Genomic DNA, 23706 nt, shown 5'->3' with positions numbered 1-23706 from the left:
GGCAGGTCCGTCGTTCCAGGGGAGGCAGGGTGCCGAGTCAGCTCGTGTGCCGGCCGGAACGGGGGTTCCCGGTCGCCGCGCTGCGCGTCAGCGGCACCCTCGATCAGGTCACCGGCGACTCGCTTCAGCAGGCGGTCCGGCTGCGGCTGGCCGACCAGCCGACAGTGTTGCTGCTCGATGTGTCCGGTCTGCGGATCGGCGACCCGGTCGGCCTGTCCGCGCTGAGCGCGATCGTGTGCCAGGCCGCCGAATGGCCCGACGTGCCGGTCGTGCTGTGCGGAGCCGGGCCGCGGACCATGGCGCTGATCTCGGACGTGCCCGACTGCGCCGGCCTCGGGTTCGCCGGCGACTTCGCGGGCGCGCTGGCCGCGGCCCGTGCCGCGACCGTGCCGCCGCGCATCCGGGTCCGCATGCGACCCGTGCCCGAAGCCTGCCGGCAGGTGCGGCACCTGGTGGCCCAGGCCTGCGCGGCGTGGCAACGGACCGGTGTCACGCCGGCCGCCACCCTGATCGCGACCGAACTCGTGGCCAACGTCGTGCGGCACGCGCGCACCAGCATGGAGTTCACCCTGCGGCCGCTCAGCGGTGACCGGCTCGGCATGACCGTGCGCGACCGCAGCCGCCGGATGCCCAAGCCGACCGACGCCGGGCTGTCCGACCCCGGCGGGCGCGGGCTGCGGCTCGTACGGGATCTCACCGATGCCTGGGGTGTGCTGCCGGTGACCGACGGAAAGGTCGTGTGGACCCGGATGCGCGCCGGCACGATCTGACACACGCGCGCGGGGCTGTGCGCGTACCCGCGACGTGACGTGCGGTAGCGTCTGCCTGTGCAACCCGCCGACCCTCACTTCGAAGCGCTGCTCGTCTATCTGAAAGAGTCGCGCGGCTTCGACTTCACGGGCTACAAGAGATCCAGCCTGATCCGGCGGGTCGACCGGCGGATGAGTCAGGTCGGCGCGGCCGACTACCAGGAGTACGTGGACTACCTGCAGGTCCATCCGGACGAGTTCACCACGCTGTTCAACACCATCCTGATCAACGTCACCGCCTTCTTCCGCGACCCCGACGCCTGGGACTACCTGGCCAAGGACGTGCTGGGCCCGATGCTGGCGGCCAAACCGGCCGACGCGCCGATCCGGATCTGGTGCGCCGGTTGCGCCTCGGGCGAGGAGGCGTACACGCTGGCGATGGTGCTGGCCGAGCTGATCGGGCTGGAGGCGTTCAAGGACCGGGTCAAGATCTACGCTACTGACGTCGACGAGGAGCAGCTCAACGACGCGCGCCAGGCGACGTACGGGGATCGCGAGATGGAGGCCGTGCCGCCCGAACTGGCCGAGCGCTACTTCGAGCCGGTCAACGGCCGGCAGGCGTTCCGCAAGGACATGCGCCGCTCGGTCATCTTCGGCCGCAACGACCTGGTGCAGGACGCCCCGATCTCCCGCATCGACCTGCTGACCTGCCGCAACACCCTGATGTACTTCAACGCCGAGACCCAGGCCAAGATCCTCGGCCGGTTCCACTTCGCGCTGCGCGACGAGGGCGTGCTGTTCCTCGGCAAAGCCGAGATGCTGCTCAGCCACGCCAGCCTGTTCACCCCGATCGACCTCAAGCGCCGCGTGTTCCGCCGGGTGCCGCGCCTCTACGCCCGGCCCGGCATCGCCTTCGCCGAGCCGCCGGCCAACAGCGGCGCCCCGGTCACCGGCCTCGACGAGCTGCGCAACGAGGCGTTCGCGGCCAACCCGCTGGCCCAGCTCACGCTGACCGCCGACGGCCACGTGGCGCTCTCCAACCGGCAGCTGGAGAAGCTGTTCGGGGTGTCCTCCCGCGACATCGGCCGTCCGTTCCGCGACCTCGACCTGTCCTACCGGCCCGTCGAGCTGCGGCGTTACATCGAACAGGCCCAGCTCGAACGGCGCACGCTGCGCATCCCCGACGTCGACTACCAGCGCGGCGGCGAGCAGATCAACCTCGAGGTGCAGATCAGCCCGCTGGCCGGCATGGACGGCAGCCTGCTCGGGGTCAACCTGATCTTCCACGACGTGACCGCCTCCCGGCGCCTCAAGGACGAGCTGGAGCACGCCAACCAGCAGCTCGAGGCGGCGTACGAGGAACTGCAGTCGACCAACGAGGAACTGGAGACCACCAACGAGGAACTGCAGTCGACGGTCGAGGAGCTGGAGACCACCAACGAGGAGCTCCAGTCGACCAACGAGGAACTGGAGACGATGAACGAGGAGCTCCAGTCCACCAACGACGAGCTGCAGAGCATCAACGACCAGCTGCGCATCTCGAGCACTCAGCTCGACGAGGCCAACGACTTCCTCGAGACGGTGCTGACCAGTATGGAGGCCGGCGTCGCGGTGGTCGACCCCGACCTGCGCATCCGGATGTGGAACCGCCGCGCCGAGGACCTGTGGGGCCTGCGGTCGAGCGAAGTGATCGGCCAGCACTTCCTCAACCTCGACATCGGGCTGCCCATCGAGCGGCTGCGGCCGATCCTGCGGTCCGCCCTGGGCAACGAGGCCAGCGGCGGGGAACTGCAGGTCGACGCAGTGAACCGGCGTGGCCGCACGATCTCGGTGCGGGTGGCCTGCACTCCGCTGCGCCGCCGCGAGGGCGGCACCCAACCCGAGGGTGCCATCATTGTGATGGAGACAGGAGCGGTCGATCCCGGCTGACTCGGTTTAGGGCCGGCCAAGCGGGGGTAACCGGCCTTACTTGTCGGACTCTCGAAGGGCTGGGAGATGGCGATCACGTACGAGGCCGCATTCGACGGCCGGTACCTGATCGCGACCGTGTCCGGATCCCTCGACCTCGGCGAGGTTTCGCGGCTGCACACGAACATGCTCAAATCGCTTGCCGAGCAACCCGATGCCCTGCTGCTCGACCTGGCCGGGCTGATCGTGACCGACGCGCTGGCACTCGCTGTGTTCACCGCGGCCAGCCGGCAGGCCGCTCGATGGCCCAGCATCCCGATCGTGTTGTGCGCACCCCCGTCGGCCACCCGGAAACTGCTCGAGGGGTACGCCTTCCGCCGGCTCAGCGTGGTCAGCAGCCTCGACGCGGCCCGCGAGCGGCTGGCCGGCGACCCCGCGGCGGCGGTGCCCGCCATCACCGACGAACTGCTGCCGATCAGCGGCGCCGCCCGGCACGCCCGCGACCTGGCCACCGACGCCTGCCTGCGCTGGGACCTGCCGCATCTGGTCGGCCCAGCCGGGCTCATCGCCAACGAGCTGGTCAGCAACGTCGTCGACCACGCGCACACGATGATGACGTTGCGGTTGACACTGCACCCGCGCTACCTGCACGTCGCCGTCCGGGACGGGTCGCCCGACGAGGTGGGGCCGCCAGTCGGGCCGCCACCCGAGTTCGGCCGGGGCCGCGGCCTGATCATGGTCGACGCGACAGCGCACACGTGGGGCTGCGTGCCCACAGCTGACGGCAAGGTGGTCTGGGCCTCGCTGCGGCGGGCCGTCTAGGCTTTACGCCCTTACGCGGTCATCAGGCGGGCCAGGCCGGTCACCTTGAGGATGCCCGCCACATACGGGCGGGCGCCGGTCAAGGTCAGCGGCACCTCGGCCACCGCAGCCGCCGACGCGGCGTCGACCAGCACGGCGACTCCGGCCGCGTCGAGCAGCGGCACCCCGGACAAGTCGATCACCACCCGCTCCTTGCCGCCCAGGGCGATCGCGTGCCGCAGCCCGATCCGCAGCCGCTCGGCGGTGTCGCGGTCGACCTCACCGCGCACCCGGGCGACGACCGTGTCACCCTCGCGCACCGCCTCGACCTGCACCGGGTGATGCTCGGCGCGGTCGTCGGCGCCCTCCCAGCGCGGCGGGACGTCGCTCAGCATCGCCTCGCGCAGCCAGGACAGGGCCCGGGTCAGCAGCCGCGACACGTGCATCTGAGAAATGCCCAGCTCCGCGGCGATGTCGGCCTGAGTGCGGTTGCCGTAGAACCGCAACGCCAGCATCCGCCGCTCCCGCGCCGGCAGCCGCAACAGCAGATCGGCCACAGTGACCCGGTCGTCGACCAGATCGAGGTCGGCGTCGGGGGAACCGAGCAGATCACCGAACTCCGCGCCGTCGTCACCGGCGCCCCCGATCGGGGCGTTCAACGAGGCCGGCGAATACCCGGCGGCCGACTCCTGAGCCTCCCGCACGGCCTCCGGCGTCAACCCGAGCCGCCCGGCGATCTCCGCCGCGGTCGGCGTGCGCGACAACATGCTGGTCAGGACGATGGTGGCGTGCCCCACCTCAAGGCTGAGATCCTGCACGCGGCGCGGCACGTGCACGCCCCACGTCTTGTCGCGGAAATGCCGCTTGATCTCACCCGAGATGGTGATGACCGCGTACGCCGTGAAGGAACCCCGAGCCGGGTCGTAGCGATCGATCGCCTTGACCAGACCGAGCCGCGCCACCTGCTCGATGTCCTCCGAGGACTCGCCGCGGCCCCGGTAACGCCGGGCCAGACGACCCGCGAACGGCAGACACAACCGGGTCAGGGCGTCACGCAGAGCAGCCCGCTCGGAGTCGGAGGCGGCTCGGCCACGCTCGGAGAACGCGACAGCGGCGGCGTCCAGATCTTCCAGGCCGCCCTCGGTGGCCGGAGCGGCCGCCCGGACCAGCTCCTCCACAGAGGACAGGGCCGGGCGTTCGTCGGACATCGAAGCTCCCCTCACCAACCCGGGCCGACGTCACTGACGTCGAGGTCTTGGGGACGACCGGACGGTGCCCGCATCGTCCATCAAGACCGTACTGCCCGAGGCGACCGCCGCTCAAACAACCCCCGCCGGGATTCACCGCTCCGGCTGATGCGGCGAACCCGGCTGGTCACGATCGTGGAGCGGCTTGTTGAGCTGACCCATGTTGGGAGCCTCCAACTTGGGTCGCGCCGGACGCGGACCCGAACCCGGGCTTTCGTGGTGGGCGGAAGCCGGGCCGGGCGACATGCCGGCAGAGGGCGGACGGTTGACCTGCCCCATGTTGGGCGCTTCCAGCGGCGTCCTCATCGCGGCACGGGGGGCGCCGTTCTGCTCGGGGCCGGCCGCACCGAAACGGGGCGAGCTGTTGCCCAAGCCGGGCAGACCGCTCGGGCCGGAGCCCTGAGGCGCGGCACCCTGATTTTGGATGCCCCCGGTCCGCCCGGACCCGGCCTGCTCACCGCCGGTCTGCGCTCCGCCGGTCTGCGGCCCACCGGCTTGCGGCCCACCCGCTTGCGACCCACCGATCTGCGCTCCCCCGATCTGCGGCCCACCCGCTTGCGACCCACCGGTCTGCGCTCCCCCGATCTGCGGCACACCGGCTTGCGGCCCACCCGCTTGCGACCCACCGGCTTGCGGCCCGCTGGTCTGCGGCCCGCCGGTCTGCGGGCCCCCCAGTGCGTCGGCGGGTTGGCCCGGCATGCTCGGCGCCGGTCGGCCCGGCAGCCCGGACGGCTCCTGACCGGACGGGACGGCGGGGGCAGCCGGACCGGCCGGCGGCCGACCCGAATAGCTCGGGGCCTGCCCGAGACCGGACGGCTCCTGACCGGACGGCAAACTGGACGGTCCGCTGCTCGCGGGCTGATGCCCGGCCGGCGGCCTGAGACCGGCCAAACCGGACGGTTCGTCACCGGCGGGCGGCGTCATGCTCCCGGCCCCCGGGCCGCCCGCGAGCCCGTTCCCCGCCTGCGGTGCATGCCCGGCTCCGGTGGGCTGGGCCAGATTGCCGGCGTGAGGCATGTATCCGTTTTGTCCGCCAGCCTGCGGTCCGGCGCCGGCCTGCAGCCCGCCGCCGGGTTGCGGCCCGCCGCCGGGTTGCGGCCCGCCGCCGGATTGCGGCCCGGTGCCGACATGCGGCCCGGTCCCGGCCTGCAGCTCGGTGCCGGGTTGCGGCGCCGCCCCGGTTTGCGGGCCGGTCATGGCTTGCGGCCCCGTCCCGGCATGCGAGCCGGCCATGGCTTGCGGAGCCATCCCCGTTTGCGACCCCGTTCCGACCTGCGACACACCCCCCGCCTCCGACACCCCTCCGACCTGCGACGCGCCTCCAGCCTGCGACACGCCTCCAGCCTGCGACGCGCCTCCAGCCTGCGACACGCCGAGGCCCGACGGGCCCTGGCCCGGCTGCGAGGCGAACGGCCCCGCCGGCTCGTGACCAGCGTTACGGCCGAGGCCCGGCTGCGGACCGGCCGATGGCGATTGCCCCCCGGACTGACCCAAGGCGGGCCCCAGACCACCGAAGTGGCCGCCCGCAGGCGACTGACCGTTCGAGAGCCCCTGACCGCCGAGCGCCCCGGCCACAGGCGACTGACCGGCCGAGAGCCCCTGACCCCCGAGCGCCCCGGCCACAGGCGACTGACCGGCCGAGAGCCCCTGACCGCCGAGCGCCCCGACCGCAGGCGCCTGACCGGCCGAGAGCCCCTGACCCCCGAGCGCTCCGGCCACAGGCGACTGAGCCCCGGAGTGACCGAACGAGGATCCCTGACCACCGGACTGGCCAGCCGCGGGCGACTGACCGGCCGTCGGGCCGAGACTGCCGAGTTGGCTACCCGGCAGTGGCCCGCCCGCTGAGTTGCCTGTCGACGGCAACTGGCTCCCCGGCTGGCCGCCCAACGGCGACTGACTCCCGGGCTGGCCGGGCGACAGCGACTGGCCTCCGGATTGGCCGGCCGACGGCGACTGGCCGAACGGTGTCGGAGGCAGCGGCGGGTTGACCGCGGACGGGGGCTGCGGGGGCTGGTTGATGGCGGGCGGGGCCTGCGGCGGCTGGTTGAGTGCGGTCGGCTGGTGCGGCGCGGGGTTCACGGCCGAAGGCCCGGCGGAAGGCCCGGCGGAAGGCCGGGCACCCGCGGGCGACACCGGCACGCCGTTGACACCGTTGATCCCGTTCGTCCCGTTGGCGCGCGCCACGGGACGGGCCGGGGTGAACTTGGGCGCGTCCAGCGGCCGGTTCTGGTGCCAGTCCGGCGGCAGGGGCGGCGCCGGCGGCTTGGTGACTGCGGGCGGCTCCGCGCGGGGAGGACTCGGCTCGCCTCGAAGGTCGCCCGGGTCGGCGCCGCCCAGTTCCCCACCGGGCCCGGAGGAAACGCCGGTGGCACCGCCCGGGCTCAAGGCTCCGTGCGGGCCGGCCTTCGGCCCGGGTCGCAGGCTCGATGGCTCACCCGGGCCCGATTCCGAATCCCCGGCCGGGGCGATCGCGGCCGGCCCGGTCTCGTTCAGGCCCGCAGGCCCGCCCGGAAAACCCGAAGGCTCGCCCAGGCCCAGCCGCGAAACCTGAGCCTGGCCAAGACCGGACGCATCTGCCTGATCAAGCCCCGACGGCCCACCCTGACCCAAGCCCGACGGCCCCGCCGTATTTGAGTCCGAAAGCCCAGCCTCACCCGGTCCCGACGACCGAGCCGGCCCCGCACCCGACGACCCAGCCGGACTCACACCACCGTGCCCGGCCTGATCCAAACCGGACACCCCGGCCGAGCCTAATCCTGACGGCCCAGCAGCCTTCAAACCCGGCACCGCAGATGAGCTTGAACCCGGTTGGCCAGCCGTGCCCAAACCGGACGACCCCGCCGAGCCCAATCCCGAGGACCTAGCCGCCCCCAGACCCGACAACCCAGCCGAGCTGAGTCCGGACGGCCCAGCCGCCCCCGGACCCGACAACCCGGCCGAGTTCGGAGCAGACGGCCCGGCCAGGTCCGAACCCGACAACCCAACCGAGCTCAGACCGGACGACCCAGCCGCATCCAAACCCGGCAACCCAGCCGAGCTCAGACCGGACGGCCCACCTGGGTCCGAACCCGACAGCCCAGCCGACGTCAAACCCGACGGCTCAGCCGGACCCGAGCCCGCCGGCCCGGCCGGATCGGAGCCCGAGGACTCCGCATTCGGCCCCGGCGACGCAGGGCCCGACGATGCACCCCGGCCCGCGTTCGACGGCCCGGCCGGGTTCGGACCTGACGGCTCGCCGGGGCGCGGGCCGGGCTCGTCGGCCGGAATGTTGTTGCCGTTGAAGCTGAAGTCCAGCCGCGGGCCGCTCGGCTCGTCGTCGGGGAGCCGGGCCGGCGGCGGGGCGGCCGACGCCGGCTCGGTCCCGAACGACAGGTCCACCGGGCCGCCGCCGGACAGCGAGTTCCGGTACGCCGCGCCCGTGGCGGGGTTCTCGCCGTCGGCCCGGCGTGACTCGTCCTCGGCCGCGATGTCGATGGGCGACCCGAAAGCCAGGGGCGACCCGTGTCCGGCCGGCTGCGACGCGGAGGTCCCGAAAGCAGTGGCGGTCAGTGGATCGGTGGACCCGAACGCCGTCGGCGACTGCGGCACCGCGGCGTCAGCGGCACCGAAGGCCGCCGGCGCGGTGAAGCCGGACGGCGGGGGTCCGGCCGGGGCCGACACCGGGCCGCCGCTGAAGTCGAAGCCGGAGCCCGGTTCCCCGTACGGCTCCCCCAGTCCTCGGCGCGAGGCCGCGATCAGGCCGGATTCCTCGGCCAGCCCGGCCGCTTCGACGACTTCGGCGGCGGCGCGGCCGGCCGCGCAGGGCAGGGGTTCGCCGCAGCTGGGGCACACGGTCACGCCGTCCTCGGGGCCGCGGCCCCGGGCGTGGGCCAGAAGCATCTCCCGGGCGGTTCGGGCCAGCACGCTGTCCGGATCCACGAACGCCTTGCTCGGTGCCACCTCGACCGCCCCCTCAGTTCGCCGTGCGACCGCCGCGCGGGACCCGAAACAAGTTCACCGCCGATTGGTGCCTATTCGCGCGCTTTTCAGCTTTTCGGCGACAGGGGTGGCTAACGAGCAACCTGCACCGACCCCCTATCCCGTACGGGCTGGTGAATCTGGGGTTAACGGGGACGTGCCGTGCGGTGAGGATCGGCACGGAGGGGAAGAACCGGCAAACCCGTCTCCGCAGGCCGGGCGCCCGCTTACCGTTCTCACATATTCACTCACGGTGCGTAGGACATGACTCTCCGTACGATGTGAGAACCCCTCATGGAGGTGATTCGCATGGATGACGTCGACCTGCACCGCGAGCAGATCCTCCGGCACGTCGGCCCTGTCATCACCGGGCGGTTCGCCGGTTACCAGACCTCGTACACGCGCGAGGTCCGCATCGGGCAACCGCTGGTCATGGCCGTCTTCCTGGCCGCCGGTGTGCTTCAGCTGATCGCCGCGATGCTGCGCATGAAGCCCGGCCGGCGCAGCTTCAAGGAGCTCAAGAAGGGTCCCGAGTTCCTCGTGACGCCGGTGCGGGTGCGCGACGACCTGGGCCAGACCTACGAGGTCGAGATGCACGGGCAGTTACCCCAGTCGGCCCTGCACCGCGGCGACCTCGTGCAGCTCAGGACCGTACCGCAGAAGGACGTCACGCTGCCGGTGCGGCTGGTCAGCCTGGTCAACCTGACGACCATGCAGCCGCTCACCCCGCGCATCCCGACCATGTGGTCGCACCTCGGCCCGGCCCTGCTCCTGCAGGCCGCGCTCGGCGTGGCCATCGTGATCGCGCTGGCCGGCGCGGTGATGCGTTAGAGCTTGTCCAGCGGCACGGCGTTGGCCAAGGCCAGCATGCCGCCGTCGTTGGGGTGCAGGTGGTCGCCGCCGTCGAACTGCGGGTTGAGGCGCAGCGGGTCGGCCGGGTCGCGCAGCGCCTGGTCGAAATCGGCCATCGCGTCGAAGGCACCGCCGCCACCACCGCGAATCCAGGTGTTGACCCGCAGCCGCACCTGGTCGAGGGCGGGGGTGTAGGCCGGGTAGCCCTTCCACGGGGTGATCGTGCAGACGATCACGCGCAGACCCTGGGCCCGGGCCCGGGTGGCCAGGTGGGTCAGCCCGGCCGTGATCTGTTTGGCGTCGGTCTGGCGGGGCGGCTGCATGATGTCGTTGATGCCGGCGAACACGATCAGCGTGCGCGCCCCGGCCCGTTCGAGCACGTCCTCGGCGAACCGGGCCTGCGCCGACCGGCCGGCCACCGAGTTGACCCGGTATCGCGGGTACTGGGCGTCGAGCAGGATCCGGTTGCCCGCGAGCCCCGCGTTGGCCACGCCGTAGGCCGGGGCCCCGTTCGCGGCCAGCCGGGCGGCCAGCAGGTCGGGCCAGCGGTGGTTGAGCCCGGCCGTGGACCGCGCGCCGTCGGTGATCGAGTCGCCCAGGGTCACGATGGTGCCGGGCGCGCCGGTCACTTCGACGGCGGTGACGTAGAACCAGGCCGTGGCGCCCCGCGTGAAGGCAGTACTGGCCAGATCGCCGGCGCGGTCCAGCGTGTCGGGGCTGACGAAGGAGAGCTGCTTGGCGTCGGCGTGGTAGGTGGAGGCGGCCGGTTTGACCGGGGTCCAGACCGAGACCAGCAGGTCGGCGTCGGCCGGGATGTCGAGGGCCAGGGAGTCGCTCAGGACGTCGCCGCCGGGCGGCACGGTGGCGTCGCCCCGGCCGCCGAAGGTCACGTCGCGTAGCGTGCCCTGCACCGCCGTACCGTCGGAGGGGTTGTTGGTGCCGTCGCGGCGGCCGCCCGAGTGGGCCGAGAGCGCGACGGTGACGTGGCCGAACCGGACCGGCGCGGCACCGAAGCGGTTGCTCAGCCGGATGCGGACGTGGGGGCCGCCGATCGTGGTGTGCACGATGTTGCGAACCGTGTGACCCAACGGGCGCTGGAAGTTCGCCGCCGCGGGCGCGGCCGCCCACGCGGTCGACCACTCGGGGCCGGACGCCACGGGGGCGGTGCCCGCGAACGCCGGCGCGGCCTGCGCGGAGGCTTGCGGCGACGGCGTGGACGATCGCAGCGGGCCGAGCGCCATCCACGTCACCGTCAGGACCGTGGACAGGACCGCAGCCACCACGACGCCGATCAGCAAGCGCCGCATGTTCAAGATCTTGCCCTCCCCAGGGTGCCGATCCGGATGAAATCCGGTACGGCAGGGTACCGCTGCGATCGTGTTCGCCGGCGTCACCCTGGCCTATATCGACAGACTTGAGAGACACACCACGTGCGATCTCAGGCTTTGGGGTCGTCTGGCGCGACACGCCGGGCTGTGCGAGTTTGAGAACCAGATCTGAGAGGTGGTGTGCCGTGGGCGAGGACGTCGAGCAGGCCAACTTCACCCGCGAGGACCGCGCCAGGTATCGGCACAAGATCCGCCGGAGCCTGGACGTGTTCGCGGCGATGTTGCGCGAGTCGCGGTTCGACTTCGAACGGCCGCTGACCGGCATGGAGATCGAGCTCAACTTGGTCGACGAGAACTGCGATCCGGCGATGCGCAACGCGGAGGTGCTGGGCGCGATCGCCGATCCCGATTTTCAGACCGAGCTGGGACAGTTCAACATCGAGATCAATGTGCCGCCACGGCGGCTGGCCGGCGACGAGAACGCCGACCTCGAGCGCACCCTGCGGGCCAGTCTCAACAACGCCGAAAAGCATTCCCGTACGGTCGGCGCGCACACGGTCATGATCGGCATCCTGCCCACGTTGCGGCGCGAGCACATGACCGACGAGGCGCTCTCGGCCAACCCGCGCTACAAGCTGCTCAATGAGCAGATCTTCGCGGCCCGGGGCGAGGACCTCGACATCCGCATCGACGGCGTGGACCGGCTGGCTGTCACGACCGACACGATCGCACCCGAGTCGGCCTGCACCAGCACCCAGTTCCACCTCCAGGTCAGCCCGGCCCAGTTCGCCGCGTACTGGAACGCGGCCCAAGTGATCGCGGGCGTGCAGGTGGCCCTGGGGGCGAACTCGCCGCTGCTGTTCGGCCGCGAGTTGTGGCGCGAGACCCGGATCCCGCTGTTCGAGCAGGCCACCGACACCCGCTCGGAGGAGATCAGGGCGCAGGGCGTACGGCCTCGGGTGTGGTTCGGGGAACGCTGGATCACGAGCGTCTTCGACCTGTTCGAGGAGAACGTTCGCTATTTCCCCGCACTGTTGCCGATCTGCGACGACGCCGACCCGGCCGAACTGCTCGAGCGGGGTGAGATCCCGCAGCTGAGCGAGCTGCGGCTGCACAACGGCACGGTGTATCGCTGGAACCGGCCGATCTATGACGTCGTCAAGGGCCGGCCGCACCTGCGGGTGGAGAACCGGGTGCTGCCGGCCGGGCCGACCGTGGTGGACACGATGGCCAACGCGGCGTTCTACTACGGGCTCATCCGTACGCTGGCCGAAGCGGAGCGTCCGTTGTGGACGCAGATGAGTTTCAGCGCGGCCGAGGAGAACTTCCACGCCGGCGCCCGGCACGGCATCGACGCCACGGTGTTCTGGCCCGGCATGGGGTTCATTCAGGTCACCGAGCTGGTGCTGCGGCGGCTGCTGCCGATGGCCCATCAGGGGCTCGAACGGTGGGGCGTCTCGCAGGGCGAACGGGACCGCCTGCTCGGCATCATCGAGCAGCGCTGCCTGACCCATCGCAACGGCGCCGACTGGCAGGTGAAGACCCTGCACGCGCTGGAGGCCGACGGCCTGGACCGGCAGGCCGCGCTGCACGAGATGCTGCGGCGCTACCTGCCGTTGATGCACGAGAACCGGCCCGTGCACGAATGGCCGTACCCGAGCTGACGGGCACGGCCGTTCGTGGCGTGACGACTATGCGGGTGGCCGGCGCCGCCGGCGGCGGAGGATCCCGGGCCGCTCGTGCCGCGGCGTGTGGTCCGGGATCCGTACGGGAATCCGGACCGGCCCGGCGCCCGCGGGCCGGCTCTCCCGCATCGCCAGCAGCAGGGTGGCGCCGGCGACGATCAGCATGAGCGAGACCAGGGCGGTGCCGGCGATCTGGGCGCCGGTGGTGGGCAGCTTGCCACCGCCGGGCTTCTTGCCGTCGTCGCCGTCACCGTTGCCGCCGTCACCGTTGCCGCCGTCGGTGCCACCACTCGCGGCCTTGGCGGTCAGCTTGAGCATGACGGACACCGTGTTGTCCTGCGCGTTGCCGTCGGCGCTGGTCGTGCTGATCGTGACCTGCATGGCCTGGGTGCCCGACTTCTTGCTGTTCGACCCGTCGATGGTCAGCAGCAGGCTGTTGCCGTCGAGGCCGGCCGCGTCGGGTGCCGTGCAGACGACCGCGTTGGAAGCGGCGTTCCCCCCGGCCGCGACGCATTCGGCCGCGATGGCCTGGGCCTCGTCCGCGGCCTGGACGACGCCCTCGGAGACCGTGGTGTCCTCGAGCTCGATCGCGGCCGCCCGCACCACCACGCCGGGCGGCGGCACGATGGTGAACTGCACGTTGTCGGCGGTGTCGGTGCCCTCGTTGGTGTACGGGATCCGCACGACGACGCCGGTGGCGTCCGGGCCCACGGTCACGGCCGGCTCGTTGTACGTGACGGCCAGGTTGACCTTGTAGCGGCCCAGCGTGAACTCCGGGATCGACACGTCGGCGTCGCCGCCGCACTCCCCGTCGGGCGTCGGATCGGTGCCGAGCACCCCGTCGATGCAGCCGCCGGTGAGCGTCTCGCCGCCGTTGAGGTCGCCACCGACCACGATGGGCACCTGGATCAGCCGGGACTCACCGGCCTTCAGCGTGACCGTGCAGACGATCGTCCGGACGTCGGTCCCGGCCGCACAACCGGCCGGCAGCGTGCCCGCGGTGGAGTTGGCGGGCAGTTTGATGGTCGTCGAGTACTCGGCCGCATCGTCCGGCCCGGCGTTGGTGAACGTGATCGGCAGCGTCGTGGTCTGGCCCGGCAGCGGCGCGGTGTTCGACGGGCTGCCGAACGTGACCCCGACCGAGTACGACTTGCGGGAGGCGCTGACCAGCAGCCCGCTCGCGGTCAGCTTGTCGTCGGCGTCCTTGGGGTCGGCCAGCGTGATGCCGGTGGCCGTCCAGGCCGCGGTGGCCGCCGCCGTGGCCGCCACGTCGACGCCGATCGAGAGCGTCTTGGGCTGCCCGGCCACCAGGTCGACGCCGGTGCAGGTGATCGCGGACGCGTCCACCGTGCAGGCGGCGCCGTCGACCGTGGCCGTCCTGACGGTGAAGGTGTCGGGCAGCGAGCCCAGCGGCACCGTCAGGGTGAGGCCGGTGTGCGCGGTGGTCGCCGAGAACCGGACGGTCGCGGCGCCGGACGCGCCGGCCGCGACGACCGCGCTGTCCAGCGACAGCGTGCCGGTCCGGCTGATCGACGGGTTGGCCGGCGTGTTGTCGACCGACACGGTCAGGTCGGGCCCGCAGGTCCTGGTGCCGTCGGCCGTCGTGCAGGCACCGGTCAGCGTGTCGCCGTTCTTGACGGAGCTCGAGACCACCAGCGGCACGGTGTACGTCCTGGACCGGTTGGCGTCCAAGTCGTAGGTGCAGGTCGCGGTCGAGCCGGAGATCACGCAGTCCTGGGCCGCGGTGCCGGTGAGCGGGCCGAACGTGGTGTTGGCGGGCGCCGTCACGGTCACCGTCTTGCGGACCGCGTCGGACGGCCCGGCGTTGGTGGCCACCACCGACATCGAGGTCGTCTCGCCGGGCTTGACCGTGGCGCCGGCGTTGGTCGTACGGAACGTCACCGCCGCGACGCGGGCGCCGCTGGTGGCGATGTCGGCGGCCCCGGTGGCCGAGTCCGACCCGGCCGTCACCGTGACGCCGGTGGCCCGCCAGGCCACGCCGGGCGCGACGGTGGCCGCGACGCGGGTCGTGATCGTGACGGCGGTCGTGGTGCCGGTGCTCAGGGCGACGCCCGTGCAGCGGACCTCGGTCGTGCTGACCGTGCAGAAGGCGCTGCCCGGTCCGGTCGCGCCGGTGACCGTGAAGCCGGTCGGCAGGCTGCTCAGCGGCACGACGACCGTGGCCCCGGTGATCGGGCCGGCCGAGGTGACCCGCACCTGACCCGTCGCCGTGCTGCCCGGCGTGACCGTGCCCGGCGTGCCCGAGATGACCAGCTGACCGGCCGGCTGACCGAGCTGGATGGCCGGGACCGCGACGTCCGAGCCGCCGCCGCAGCTGTTGTCGAGGTTGACGTCGGCGCAGCCGCCGGTGACCGGGCTGGCCGGGTCCGCGGTCGGCGACACCAGCAGCGGGAGCGGGAACTGCACCTTCGCGCTGCCGCCGACGGTGACGGTGCAGTCGGCCACGGTGCCGGCCACGTTGCGGGTGCACAGGCTCGCGGTCGTGCCGGTCGGCGGCTGGAACGTCGTGCCGGACGGCGCGCGGAACATGTAGTGCACGTCCTTGGCCACCGAGGTGCCCTGGTTGGTCACGGTCACCTGGACCGCACCGGAGTCACCGGGCCGCAGCGACTGGGCGGCCGGAACGGTGAACGACACGACCGGCTTGGCGTCGGCCGCACCGACCAGTGTGGAGGTGACCGCCTTGGCCGCGGTCACCCCGGCCTCGACGAGGGTCAGCGTGGGCTTCCAGGGCGGCTGGCCGGGCGTGGCGCCCGCCGCGACGTCGGCGCCCAGCGTGATCGTGGTGGTGCCGCCGGACGCCACGCTGACGCCGGTGCAGGTGATCGCGCCCGCCACCGCGGCCGCGCAGGTGCCGCTGGTCGACTGGGCCGGCGCGACCGTGACCCCGGACGGCAGACCGCTGACCGGGATCGTCACGGTGACGCCGGAGGCGGCCCGGGTCGCCGACAGGGTGACGGTCACGTTGCCGTGCCGGCCGGGCACGATGGCCGGGCTGTCGGCCGTGGCGGTGACCGCCTGATCCAGGGTGGCCCGCACGGCGATGCCGGGCAGCGGGTAGTCCGCCGGGGCGGCGGCGCAGGCGCCGTCCCGGTTCAGGTCGATGCACCCACCGCCGATCGTGGCGTTCGGGCTGGCGTTGGCCGGGATGCGCACCGGCACCGTCCACTGGGCCGCGGCCGCGCTCACGGGCAGGTCGGTGCGGCAGTCGAGCTGAGTGGTGCCGACCGGCGTGCAGTCGGTGGCGGCCCGGCCGGTCAGCGGCCCGAAGATGGTGCCGGTCGGCGCGAGGAGCCGGGCCACCAGGCCGGAGGCGTCGGACGGGCCGGCGTTGGCGGCGGTCGCGGTGATGGTCGCCGTGGAGCCCGGTGCGACCGGAGCGGCCGGCGCGGTCAGGTCGAAGGAGAGGCCGGTGATCGGGGCCCCCGTACGCACGAGGGTGCCGGTCACCTGGGCGGTCTCCCCGCTCGCGCTGGTCAGCGTCACCGGGTTGGGCGCCCAGACCGTGCCGGCGGTCATCGAGGCCGCGGCCCGGACCGTGACGGTGACCAGGTTCGTCGTGCTCGTCGTCGCGTCGACGCCGGTGCAGGTGATCGCGCCGACCCAGGTGCAAGTGGCCGCCGAGCCGGCCGGCCCCGTCACCGAGACCACGGTCAGGCCCTGCGGCAGCGTGGTGAGCGGGACGGTGGCGCTGATGCCGGTCAGGGGCCGGTCGGGCGCGACGGTCAGGGTGGCCGTGCCCGAGGTGCCCGGCACGACGGTCAGCGGGTTGATGCCCAGCTGGACCTGCTTGGCGAACGGCTTGGCCAGGGTGATGTCCGGGATGGTGCGGTCGCCGGCGCCGCCCGTGCAGGACCCGTCCCCGTTGGCGTCGACGCAGCCGCCGGTCAGCGGGTTGTCCGTGTCCGCGTTGGCGGGCACGTTGATCCCCAGGGTGAAGCTCTTGGACTCCACGCCCAGCGCAGCCCCGCAGGACACCTCGGTCGGCGAGTCGAGCGTGCAGAGGGTGGCGGCCGCGCCGGTCAGGGCGGCGAACGTGGTGCCGGTCGGCGCCGTGAACCGGGCCCGCGCGTTCGGGTTGGCCGACGGGCCCGGGTTGGTCAGCGTCACGTCCATGTCGCCCGTGGTGCCCGGCTTGAGCGTGCCCGCGTCCGGCACGACCAGGGCGACGGTCAGGGAGCTGACCGGGGTGCCGATCTTGGCCACGGTCGGGTGCAGCGTCAGGGTCTCGGTGCCCTGGGTCACGGTGAGCGGTTGCGACCAGCCGGCGCCCGCCGAGACCGGCGAGGACGGGCCGGTCCGCAGGGCGACGGTCAGCGCGGCCGTGGCACCGGCCGCGATCGTGGTGGCCGGGCAGGTGACGGCGCTCGCGGTGACCTGGCAGTCGATGGTGCCCAGGACGGCGCCGGTCACGGTGGTGCCGGCGGGCAGGCCGGCCGGGTCGAGACCGATCACCAGACCCGTACGGGTCTCGGACGCGGCCAGGGTCATCGTCGCGCTGCCGGTGTTGCCGGGGACGATCGTCGGCGGGGTGCCGCTCAGGGCCAGCACCGCCGACAGCGCCTTGCGCATCGCGATCGCCGGGAGCCGCTCGGCGGTGGCGCAGGTTCCGTCGTCGTCGAGGTCGATGCAGCCGCCGGTGAGGCTGGGGGCCGTGGTGCCCGCGGGCACGGTGACCGGCAGCGTCCAGGTGACGGCCAGCGACGAGGCCGGGGTGACCGAGACGTCGACGCCGCACGAGAGGGTCGTCGGGTTGACGGCGGTGCAGGCGGTGGCGGCCGCGCCGGTCAGCGTGCCGAAGGTGGTGCCGGTCGGCGCGGTGATCGTCACCGGTGCCGTGAGCGCCGCCGGGTTGCCCCCGTTGGTGATCACCGCGGTGAACTCCGCCGTGGTCCCGGGCAGCACCGTGTCGGCGGGCGGGCCGGTCAGCTGGGCCGCCAGGGTGTAGGCCGGGGCGCCCGCGCCGGCCAGCACACGGCGCGTGCTGACGGTGTTGGCGGCGGTGCCGTCGGAGACCGACACGGTGGCCGCGTAGGCCGTGGTCACCGGGGTGCCGGCCGCGACGTCGACGGTGATCGGGATCGTGGTGGTCCCGCTGCCCGTGACTGAGACGTTCGTACAGGTGATGTCCGAGCCGCTGATGGTGCAGGTGACGGGCGGGGTGAGCGTCACGCCGCTGCCCACGGGCGGGAGCGGCACGGTCACCGTGAGGCCGTTCAGCGCGGTGTTGCCGGAGTTGCTGACCAGGATGTCCGTGGTGCCGCTGGCCGCGCCCGGCGCGACGGTGGCCGGTGTCGTCGTCACCGTGACCCGCTGGGTGAACGGGACGGTCAGCGCGAACGAGCCGAACGCCTGGTCAGCCGGGTCGGAGGTGCAGTAGCCGTCGGCGTTGCCGTCCACGCACCCGCCGGTGACCGGCTTCGACGGGTCGGCGCTGGGGTCGATCACGATCGGCAGGGTCAGGGTACTGGTGGCGCCCCCGGCCAGATTGGTGTCGCAGCTGATCCGGGTGGGGCTGACCAGGGTGCAGCCCGCGGCCAGGGGGCCGGTCGGCGTGCCGAAGGTGGTGCCGTCGGGCGCGATGTAGGCGATCTTGGCACTGGTCGCGTTGGACGGGCCGGGGTTGTTCAGCGAGATACCGATCGACGCCGCACCGCCGGGCTCGATCGACCCGCTCGGCATCGTCACTGTCGGATTCAGCGCGAACGTGCCCGCGCCGGTCGTGGCGAGCGCCCGGTTCGCGGTGACGCTCTCGCCGCCCGAGGCCAGCCGGATGCCGGTGGCGGTCCAGGTCGTCCCGGCGGGCATGGAGGCCGCCGCGCTGACGGGCAGGCTGACCTCGAAGGGGGTTCCGCTGCTGATGGTGGGGACGGAGCACACCACGGTGTCGGGGCTGGCGCCGCTCTTGGCGCAGCCGCCCGGGGACGGCGTGCCCACGGTCAGGCCGGCGGGCAGGCCGGCCAGCGGCACGGTCAGGGTCACGGTGCTCAGGTCGTCGCCCGGGTTGAGGGCGGTCGCCCGCACCTTCACGGTCGCGGAGGCGCCCGGGGTGACGGTGGCCGGCGTGGCGCTGATCGCGGCCCGGCGGTCGAACGGCACCTTCAGCGTGATGGCCGGGATCACCTTGTCGTTGGCGGCGCACGCCGCGGTGCCGTCGAGGTCGACGCAGCCGCCGCTGATCGTGGCGAACGGGTCGGCGGAGGCCGGTACGACGACCGGGAAGATCAGGTTGCCGGTGTCCGCGTTGGCGGCCAGGTTGACCGTGCAGGACGCCACCGTGGCCGGGCCCACGATGCAGACGCTGGCCGTGTTCGGCGGCAGCGCGGCGAACGTGGTGCCGGTGGGCGCCCGCACGACGAACGTGGCCGGCGTGGCGTTGGACGGACCGCCGTTGGACACCTTGACCGTGATGTCGGCGTTGCCGCCCGCGCTGACCGTGCCGTCGGCCGGCACGGTGGCGTCGGCCGTGACGGCGGCTTGCGGCTGGCCCACCACGGCCAGGTCGCCGCTGGCGGTCGCCGTGTCAGTGCCCTTGGCCACCGTGATGCCGGCCGCGGTCCAGGTGCCGGGGAGCGTCGACGGCAACGACGCGGTGTTCAGTGTGACGCTGACGGTCTGACCCGCGGTCGGCAGGTTCACCGGCGAGCAGACGATCACCGAGGCGTTGACCGTGCAGGTGCCGCCGGGCACGGTGGCCGAGCTCGCGGTGACGCCGGCGGGCAGGTCGGTGGTCGGGATGGTGACGGTCAGCCCGCTCTCCGTCGTCGTCGACTTGATGGTGAGCTGAGCGGTGTCGTTCTGGCCGGGCGTCAGGGCGGCCGGTGTGGTGGTCACGGTGAGCCGGCGCTGCAGCGGCGTGCCGACGGTGATGCTCGCGATCGCCTTGTCGGCGGTGGCCGAGCAACCGGGCTGGCCGTCGAGGTCGACACAGCCGCCGGTCAGGGTCGAGCCCGGAGCGGCCGTGGCGTCGACGCGCAGCGGGAAGCTGAGACCCACCGCCGGGGCGCCCGCGGCCAGATCCACCGAGCAGGTGGCGGTGCGCGAGTCCGAGCTCAGGGTGCAGGTCGTGGCGGTGGCCCCGTTGAGCGGGTTGAAGTGGGCGCCGAGCGGGGCGGTCACGGTGACCGGGGCGCCCTTGGCGTCCGAGAAGCCGGTGTTGCTCACCGCGACGTCGAGGTTGCCGGTGCCGCCCGGCAGCAGGGTGCCCGGCGGCAGGGTGATCGCCGCGGTGAGCACCGGCTGGGCCGCGCCGACCCGGGCCAGCTCCTGGTTCGAGGTGATCGAATCGGGGCCCGACTCGACCTTGATGCCGCTCGCGGTCCAGGCGGTGCCGGCTGTGGAGGACGACGTCGCGGCCACGGTGAGCCCGATGTCCGCCGTGGTGCCCTTGGTGATGGCGAGACCGGTGCAGGTCACCGCGGTGGCGTTGCGGGTGCAGCCGGCGGGCGTCTGGCCCGTGACGGTCAGGCCGGCCGGCAGCGCGGCGAGCGGGATCGTGACTTTGACCCCGGAGAGGTCGTTGTGCGGGGCGGCGACGCGCAGGGTGGCGGTCGCGGTGGAGCCGGGAGTGACGTCGGCGCGGTCGGCGGTGACGGTGGCCTGCACCGAGAACGGCACCTTGAGCTGGAACGACGGGATCGAGGTGTCGGACGCCGCGCAGCCCGGGGTGCCGTCGAGGTCGACGCAGCCGCCGGTGACGGTCTTGTCGGGGTCGGTGTTGGCCCCCACCTGCAGGGGCAGGGTCAGCGTGGGTGTGACGGCGTTCGCGGCCAGCGTGGTCGTACAGGTCACCACCGTGCTGCTGGCCAGGGTGCACATGGGCGTGGCCGGGGCGCTCAGGGTGCCGAAGGTCGTGCCGGCCGGGGCGCGCACGCTGAACGTGGCGTTGGTGGCGTCGGACGGGCCGTTGTTCTTCACCGCCACCTGCATCGACGTGGTGCCGCCGGGCTCGACGGTGCCGTCGGTGGGCACGATCAGAGCCGGCGCGACCAGGGTGTAGTCGCCGGTGCCGGTGCCGGCCAGCGAGCCGGAACGGGTGACCTGCTCGTCGCCGGTGGCGATGACGATGCCGGACGGGGTCCAGGCCTGCGGCGGGATCACGCCGGAGGCCACGGTGATCGGCACCGAGATGTCCTTGGCCTGGCCGGCCGTCAAGGTCACGCCGGTGCAGGTGATGGCGCCGGCACCGGTCGTACAGGTGCCGGCGCCGCCTGCGACCGTCGCCTGCCCGGCGCTGAAGCCCGTGGGCAGGCCGGTGGTCGGAATCGTGACGGTGACGCCGGTCTCGGCCTGGGTAGAGGTCAGGGTCAGCTTGCCGGTGCCGGAGGTGCCGGGGGTGATGGTGGCGGCGTCGGTGCCGGTGGTCAGCCGGGACGACAGCGGCGTGCGCAGGTTGATCGCCGGCAGAGCCTTGTCGGTCGGGCCGTCGCAGGCGCTGTCGTTGTCGAGGCTGACGCAGCCACCGGTGATCGGGGTGGCCGGAGCGGCCGCGGCCGACACGACCAGCGGCAGGGTGAGGCCCACGGCCGGGTCGCCGGCGCCCATGCTGATCCGGCACTGGAGCGTGGTCGAGGTCAGGTTGGTGCACAGGTTCGAGGTCGGCGCGGTCAGCGTGCCGAACGTGGTGTTCGGCGGGGCCACCACGACGAAGTCGGAATTACGGGCGTCGGACGGGCCCTGGTTGTAGACGTTGACCGCCATCGAGGTGGTCTGGCCGGGGTTGACCGTGTTGCCGGCCGGGCCGGTGGCCGTGATGCCCAGGGCCGACCGCGGGGTGACGTTGATGATCGTGCCGGTCGCGGTGCCGGTCGCGGTGCCCGACGCGTCGGTGAAGGCCGCGCTGATCTCGGAGCCCGCCGCGGCGGCCCAGTTGGCGGTCACGTCGGCGGCCAGGGTGAGCGGTATCGAGAGGGTCACTGCGTTGGCGCTGCCGGACGGGATGTTCACACCCGTGCACCGGACGACGGTGGTCGTCGTGCAGGTGCCGGTGCCGTTGCTGGTGGTCACGGTGCCGACGGTGTAGCCGGCGGGCGGGGCGGGCAGGGTGATGGTGGTCGGATTGGCTGCGATTCCGCCGCTGTTGGCCACCCGTACGGTCGCCGTGGCCGTGCCGCCGCCCGGGATGCCGTTGGCCGGGGTGATGCTGACCCCGCCGGCCAGGTTGACGTCCGGGTCGCCGACCGTGAGGAACTTGCCCTGGCCGCCGATCGGGGTGCCGTTGAGGTTGGCCGTCATGCCCTGCAGGGTCCAGACCGTGCCCGGCACCGCGGCCAGGGTGGCCGCGGTGGCGACATTGATGGTCGCCGTGCCGCCGGCCGGGACGCTGACCCCGGAGCAGGTGATGGCCGAGGTGGTGACGCTGCAGGGGGTCGAGCCGACCTTGGCCGAGGTGACCGTGACCCCGGCCGGCGCGTTGCCGATCGGCACGGTCACCGTGGTGGTCGCGGTGGACGGGCCCTGGTTGGCGACGGTGATCGCGGTTGTGGCGGTCTTGCCCGCCGTCAGCACGGACGGGGTGCCGACCGTGATCGAGCCGCCGGTGCTGGCCGCGGGCTGCGCGGCGACCAGCGAGCCCGACCCGGAGGCGGGAATGACCGTCGACGATCCGGTGACCGGCGTGCTGACCGCGGTGATGGTGCCCGCGGTGGGCGACCAGTCAGCGGCGTTCGTCGCTGTCGCGCCCAGGGTGACGGGCAGGTTCACCGTCACCGTGCCGCCGCCCGGGACAGTCACGTTGGTGCATGTCACGACGCCGTTCGCCCCGACCGAGCAGGAGCCCGTCCCGTTACTGCCCGTGACGGTCGGCGTTCCCACGGTGTAGCCGGCCGGCGGGGCCGGGATCGTGATCGTGGTGTTCGGCGCGGCGATGTCGCCGGTGTTCTGCACGGTCACCTGCGGGGTCGCCGTGTTGCCGGGAACCAGGTTCACCGGCTTGGTCGCCACCGAGCCCAGCTTCACGATGCCGGAGCAGACCGACTCGGCGATCACCACGTCGCCGTTGGCGATCATGTTGAGCGGACCCTGGCCCTTGAGCAGCTTCAGGTCGACGGCCCGGATCGTGTAGTCGAGCCGGCCGCTGCTGCTGTTCCAGTCCGCGGTGCGGTGGTCGATCCACCCGGTGGCGATGCCCGACAGGAGGTTGCCCAGGTCGAGGTTGACGTCCGGATTGACCGTGGCGCCGAGGACCTTGAGGCTGGCGATGTCGGTCTGCCCGGTGATCCCGGTCGACGTCATCTGGCACTGGGTCTTGATGGCGCCGAGATTGAGGGCGTCGGCCGGGCCGGCCACGCCGAGCAGGTTGAGCCCGGCCACGTCGGCCTGGGCCCGCCCGCCGCCGGTGGCCGGCTGGGCCGTCGCCGTGATCGCCCCGACCTTGATGATGTTGACGCCCGGAAGCAGGTCGACGCCGAGATCCGTCTTGGTGGCGGTGCTGCCTCCGGTCGTCCAGCTCTGCTGAGCCGGCAGCCCCAAGGTGATCGACGGCACACCGAGGATGCCGAGCAGGCCGATGTTCACCCGGGCGCCCTGCGCCGAGGTGGTGATCGGCCCCGCCGCCGCCCGCGCGGAGGAGGGATTCCACAGCACGGTCAGCGCGAGCGCGAGCACGATCACCGCGGCGAAACGCTTGACCGGAATAGACCGAAGGCTGAGCACGAGTCGATTTTCATCGTGCCCCGGTGCAAATGTCCTTCGTTTTCGCCACCTTTCGACAAACCCTCCGATGCATTCTCGGCGGATTTATTCGCCTCATTTTTCACACTTATCTCAACGGCCACTTCCGTGACGCCGGAACCGGCCGTCCGTCCGTCCGGCCCGCCGCGTCCTCAATGGAACGCGCGGGCAGGCCGCCGCGTGCGCGCGGGCACACCGCAGGCAGAGCGGAAAACGCCTCCACGCCTTACACCGCAACGTTTTCGGTTGCTTTCCGCCATCGATAGATGGCGAACGATGTGGAGTGCCCATGCAGATTTCACTCTCCTCCGAGGCGCTAAGAACGACCTTCCGGAGCACGATTTCGGCGGTTTCTCAGAGGGTGAAGCATGTCGATACCGTAAATCGTCGGACATTAACCACGGCCACGGCCCTGCTGATGGGGATGACAGCGGCCGCAGGAGCCCCCGCCCACGACTACACCGTCACCAAGCCGCCCGGTTTCAGC

The 23706-nt window shown here is 72.5% G+C and carries 8 protein-coding genes; 5 read left to right on the top strand and 3 right to left on the bottom strand.

What is annotated here, in order from left to right:
* Window positions 1–29 precede the first annotated feature (29 nt).
* The 3 genes from BKA14_RS04610 (at window position 30) to BKA14_RS04600 (ending at window position 3479) form a co-directional block, all read left to right on the top strand.
* Window positions 30–770 (top strand): ATP-binding protein, encoded by a 741-nt coding sequence (locus tag BKA14_RS04610; RefSeq protein WP_184949687.1) that lies wholly within the window; start codon window positions 30–32, stop codon window positions 768–770.
* A 57-nt stretch (window positions 771–827) separates the two neighbouring features.
* Complete coding sequence (locus BKA14_RS04605; RefSeq protein ID WP_184949686.1) at window positions 828–2678, top strand: CheR family methyltransferase; 1851 nt, start codon at window positions 828–830, stop codon at window positions 2676–2678.
* A gap of 66 nt (window positions 2679–2744) precedes the next feature.
* Window positions 2745–3479: an ATP-binding protein gene (locus BKA14_RS04600; RefSeq protein WP_184949685.1), complete on the top strand. Its 735-nt coding sequence runs from the start codon at window positions 2745–2747 to the stop codon at window positions 3477–3479.
* A gap of 11 nt (window positions 3480–3490) precedes the next feature.
* Here the strand turns inward: BKA14_RS04600 and BKA14_RS04595 are convergent, their stop codons facing one another.
* Window positions 3491–4666, bottom strand: coding sequence for a SigB/SigF/SigG family RNA polymerase sigma factor (locus BKA14_RS04595; RefSeq protein ID WP_184949684.1), 1176 nt, complete (start codon window positions 4664–4666; stop codon window positions 3491–3493).
* A gap of 4305 nt (window positions 4667–8971) precedes the next feature.
* On the opposite strand from BKA14_RS04595, the gene BKA14_RS04590 reads away from it, so the two are divergent.
* The gene (locus BKA14_RS04590) at window positions 8972–9493 is read left to right on the top strand and encodes a hypothetical protein (protein ID WP_184949683.1); all 522 of its coding nucleotides are present in this window, start codon (window positions 8972–8974) and stop codon (window positions 9491–9493) included.
* Here BKA14_RS04590 and BKA14_RS04585 read toward each other — a convergent pair.
* Window positions 9490–10821, bottom strand: coding sequence for an SGNH/GDSL hydrolase family protein (locus BKA14_RS04585; protein ID WP_203722025.1), 1332 nt, complete (start codon window positions 10819–10821; stop codon window positions 9490–9492). The two genes, BKA14_RS04590 and BKA14_RS04585, sit on opposite strands and share 4 nt — an antisense overlap.
* Before the next feature lie 206 nt (window positions 10822–11027).
* Between BKA14_RS04585 and BKA14_RS04580 the strand changes: the two genes are divergently transcribed.
* Window positions 11028–12506: a glutamate-cysteine ligase family protein gene (locus BKA14_RS04580; RefSeq protein ID WP_184949682.1), complete on the top strand. Its 1479-nt coding sequence runs from the start codon at window positions 11028–11030 to the stop codon at window positions 12504–12506.
* 27 nt (window positions 12507–12533) lie between these two features.
* On the opposite strand, the gene BKA14_RS04575 is transcribed toward BKA14_RS04580, so the two are convergent.
* Complete coding sequence (locus tag BKA14_RS04575) at window positions 12534–23201, bottom strand: beta strand repeat-containing protein (RefSeq protein ID WP_184949681.1); 10668 nt, start codon at window positions 23199–23201, stop codon at window positions 12534–12536.
* Between the last annotated feature and the right edge of the window lie 505 nt (window positions 23202–23706).

Source organism: Paractinoplanes abujensis, assembly GCF_014204895.1.
Taxonomy (GTDB): Bacteria; Actinomycetota; Actinomycetes; order Mycobacteriales; family Micromonosporaceae; genus Actinoplanes; species Actinoplanes abujensis.
Note: the sequence above shows the minus strand (reverse complement) of the source record. Positions and strands in the feature narration are given on the sequence as shown.

Excerpts from the sequence above, each read along its gene's own strand:
- BKA14_RS04600 (WP_184949685.1), top strand. The coding sequence starts at position 2,745 with ATGGCGATCACGTACGAGGCCGCATTCGACGGCCGGTACCTGATCGCG.
- BKA14_RS04595 (WP_184949684.1), bottom strand. The coding sequence starts at position 4,666 with ATGTCCGACGAACGCCCGGCCCTGTCCTCTGTGGAGGAGCTGGTCCGG.
- BKA14_RS04590 (WP_184949683.1), top strand. The coding sequence starts at position 8,972 with ATGGATGACGTCGACCTGCACCGCGAGCAGATCCTCCGGCACGTCGGC.
- BKA14_RS04585 (WP_203722025.1), bottom strand. The coding sequence starts at position 10,821 with ATGCGGCGCTTGCTGATCGGCGTCGTGGTGGCTGCGGTCCTGTCCACG.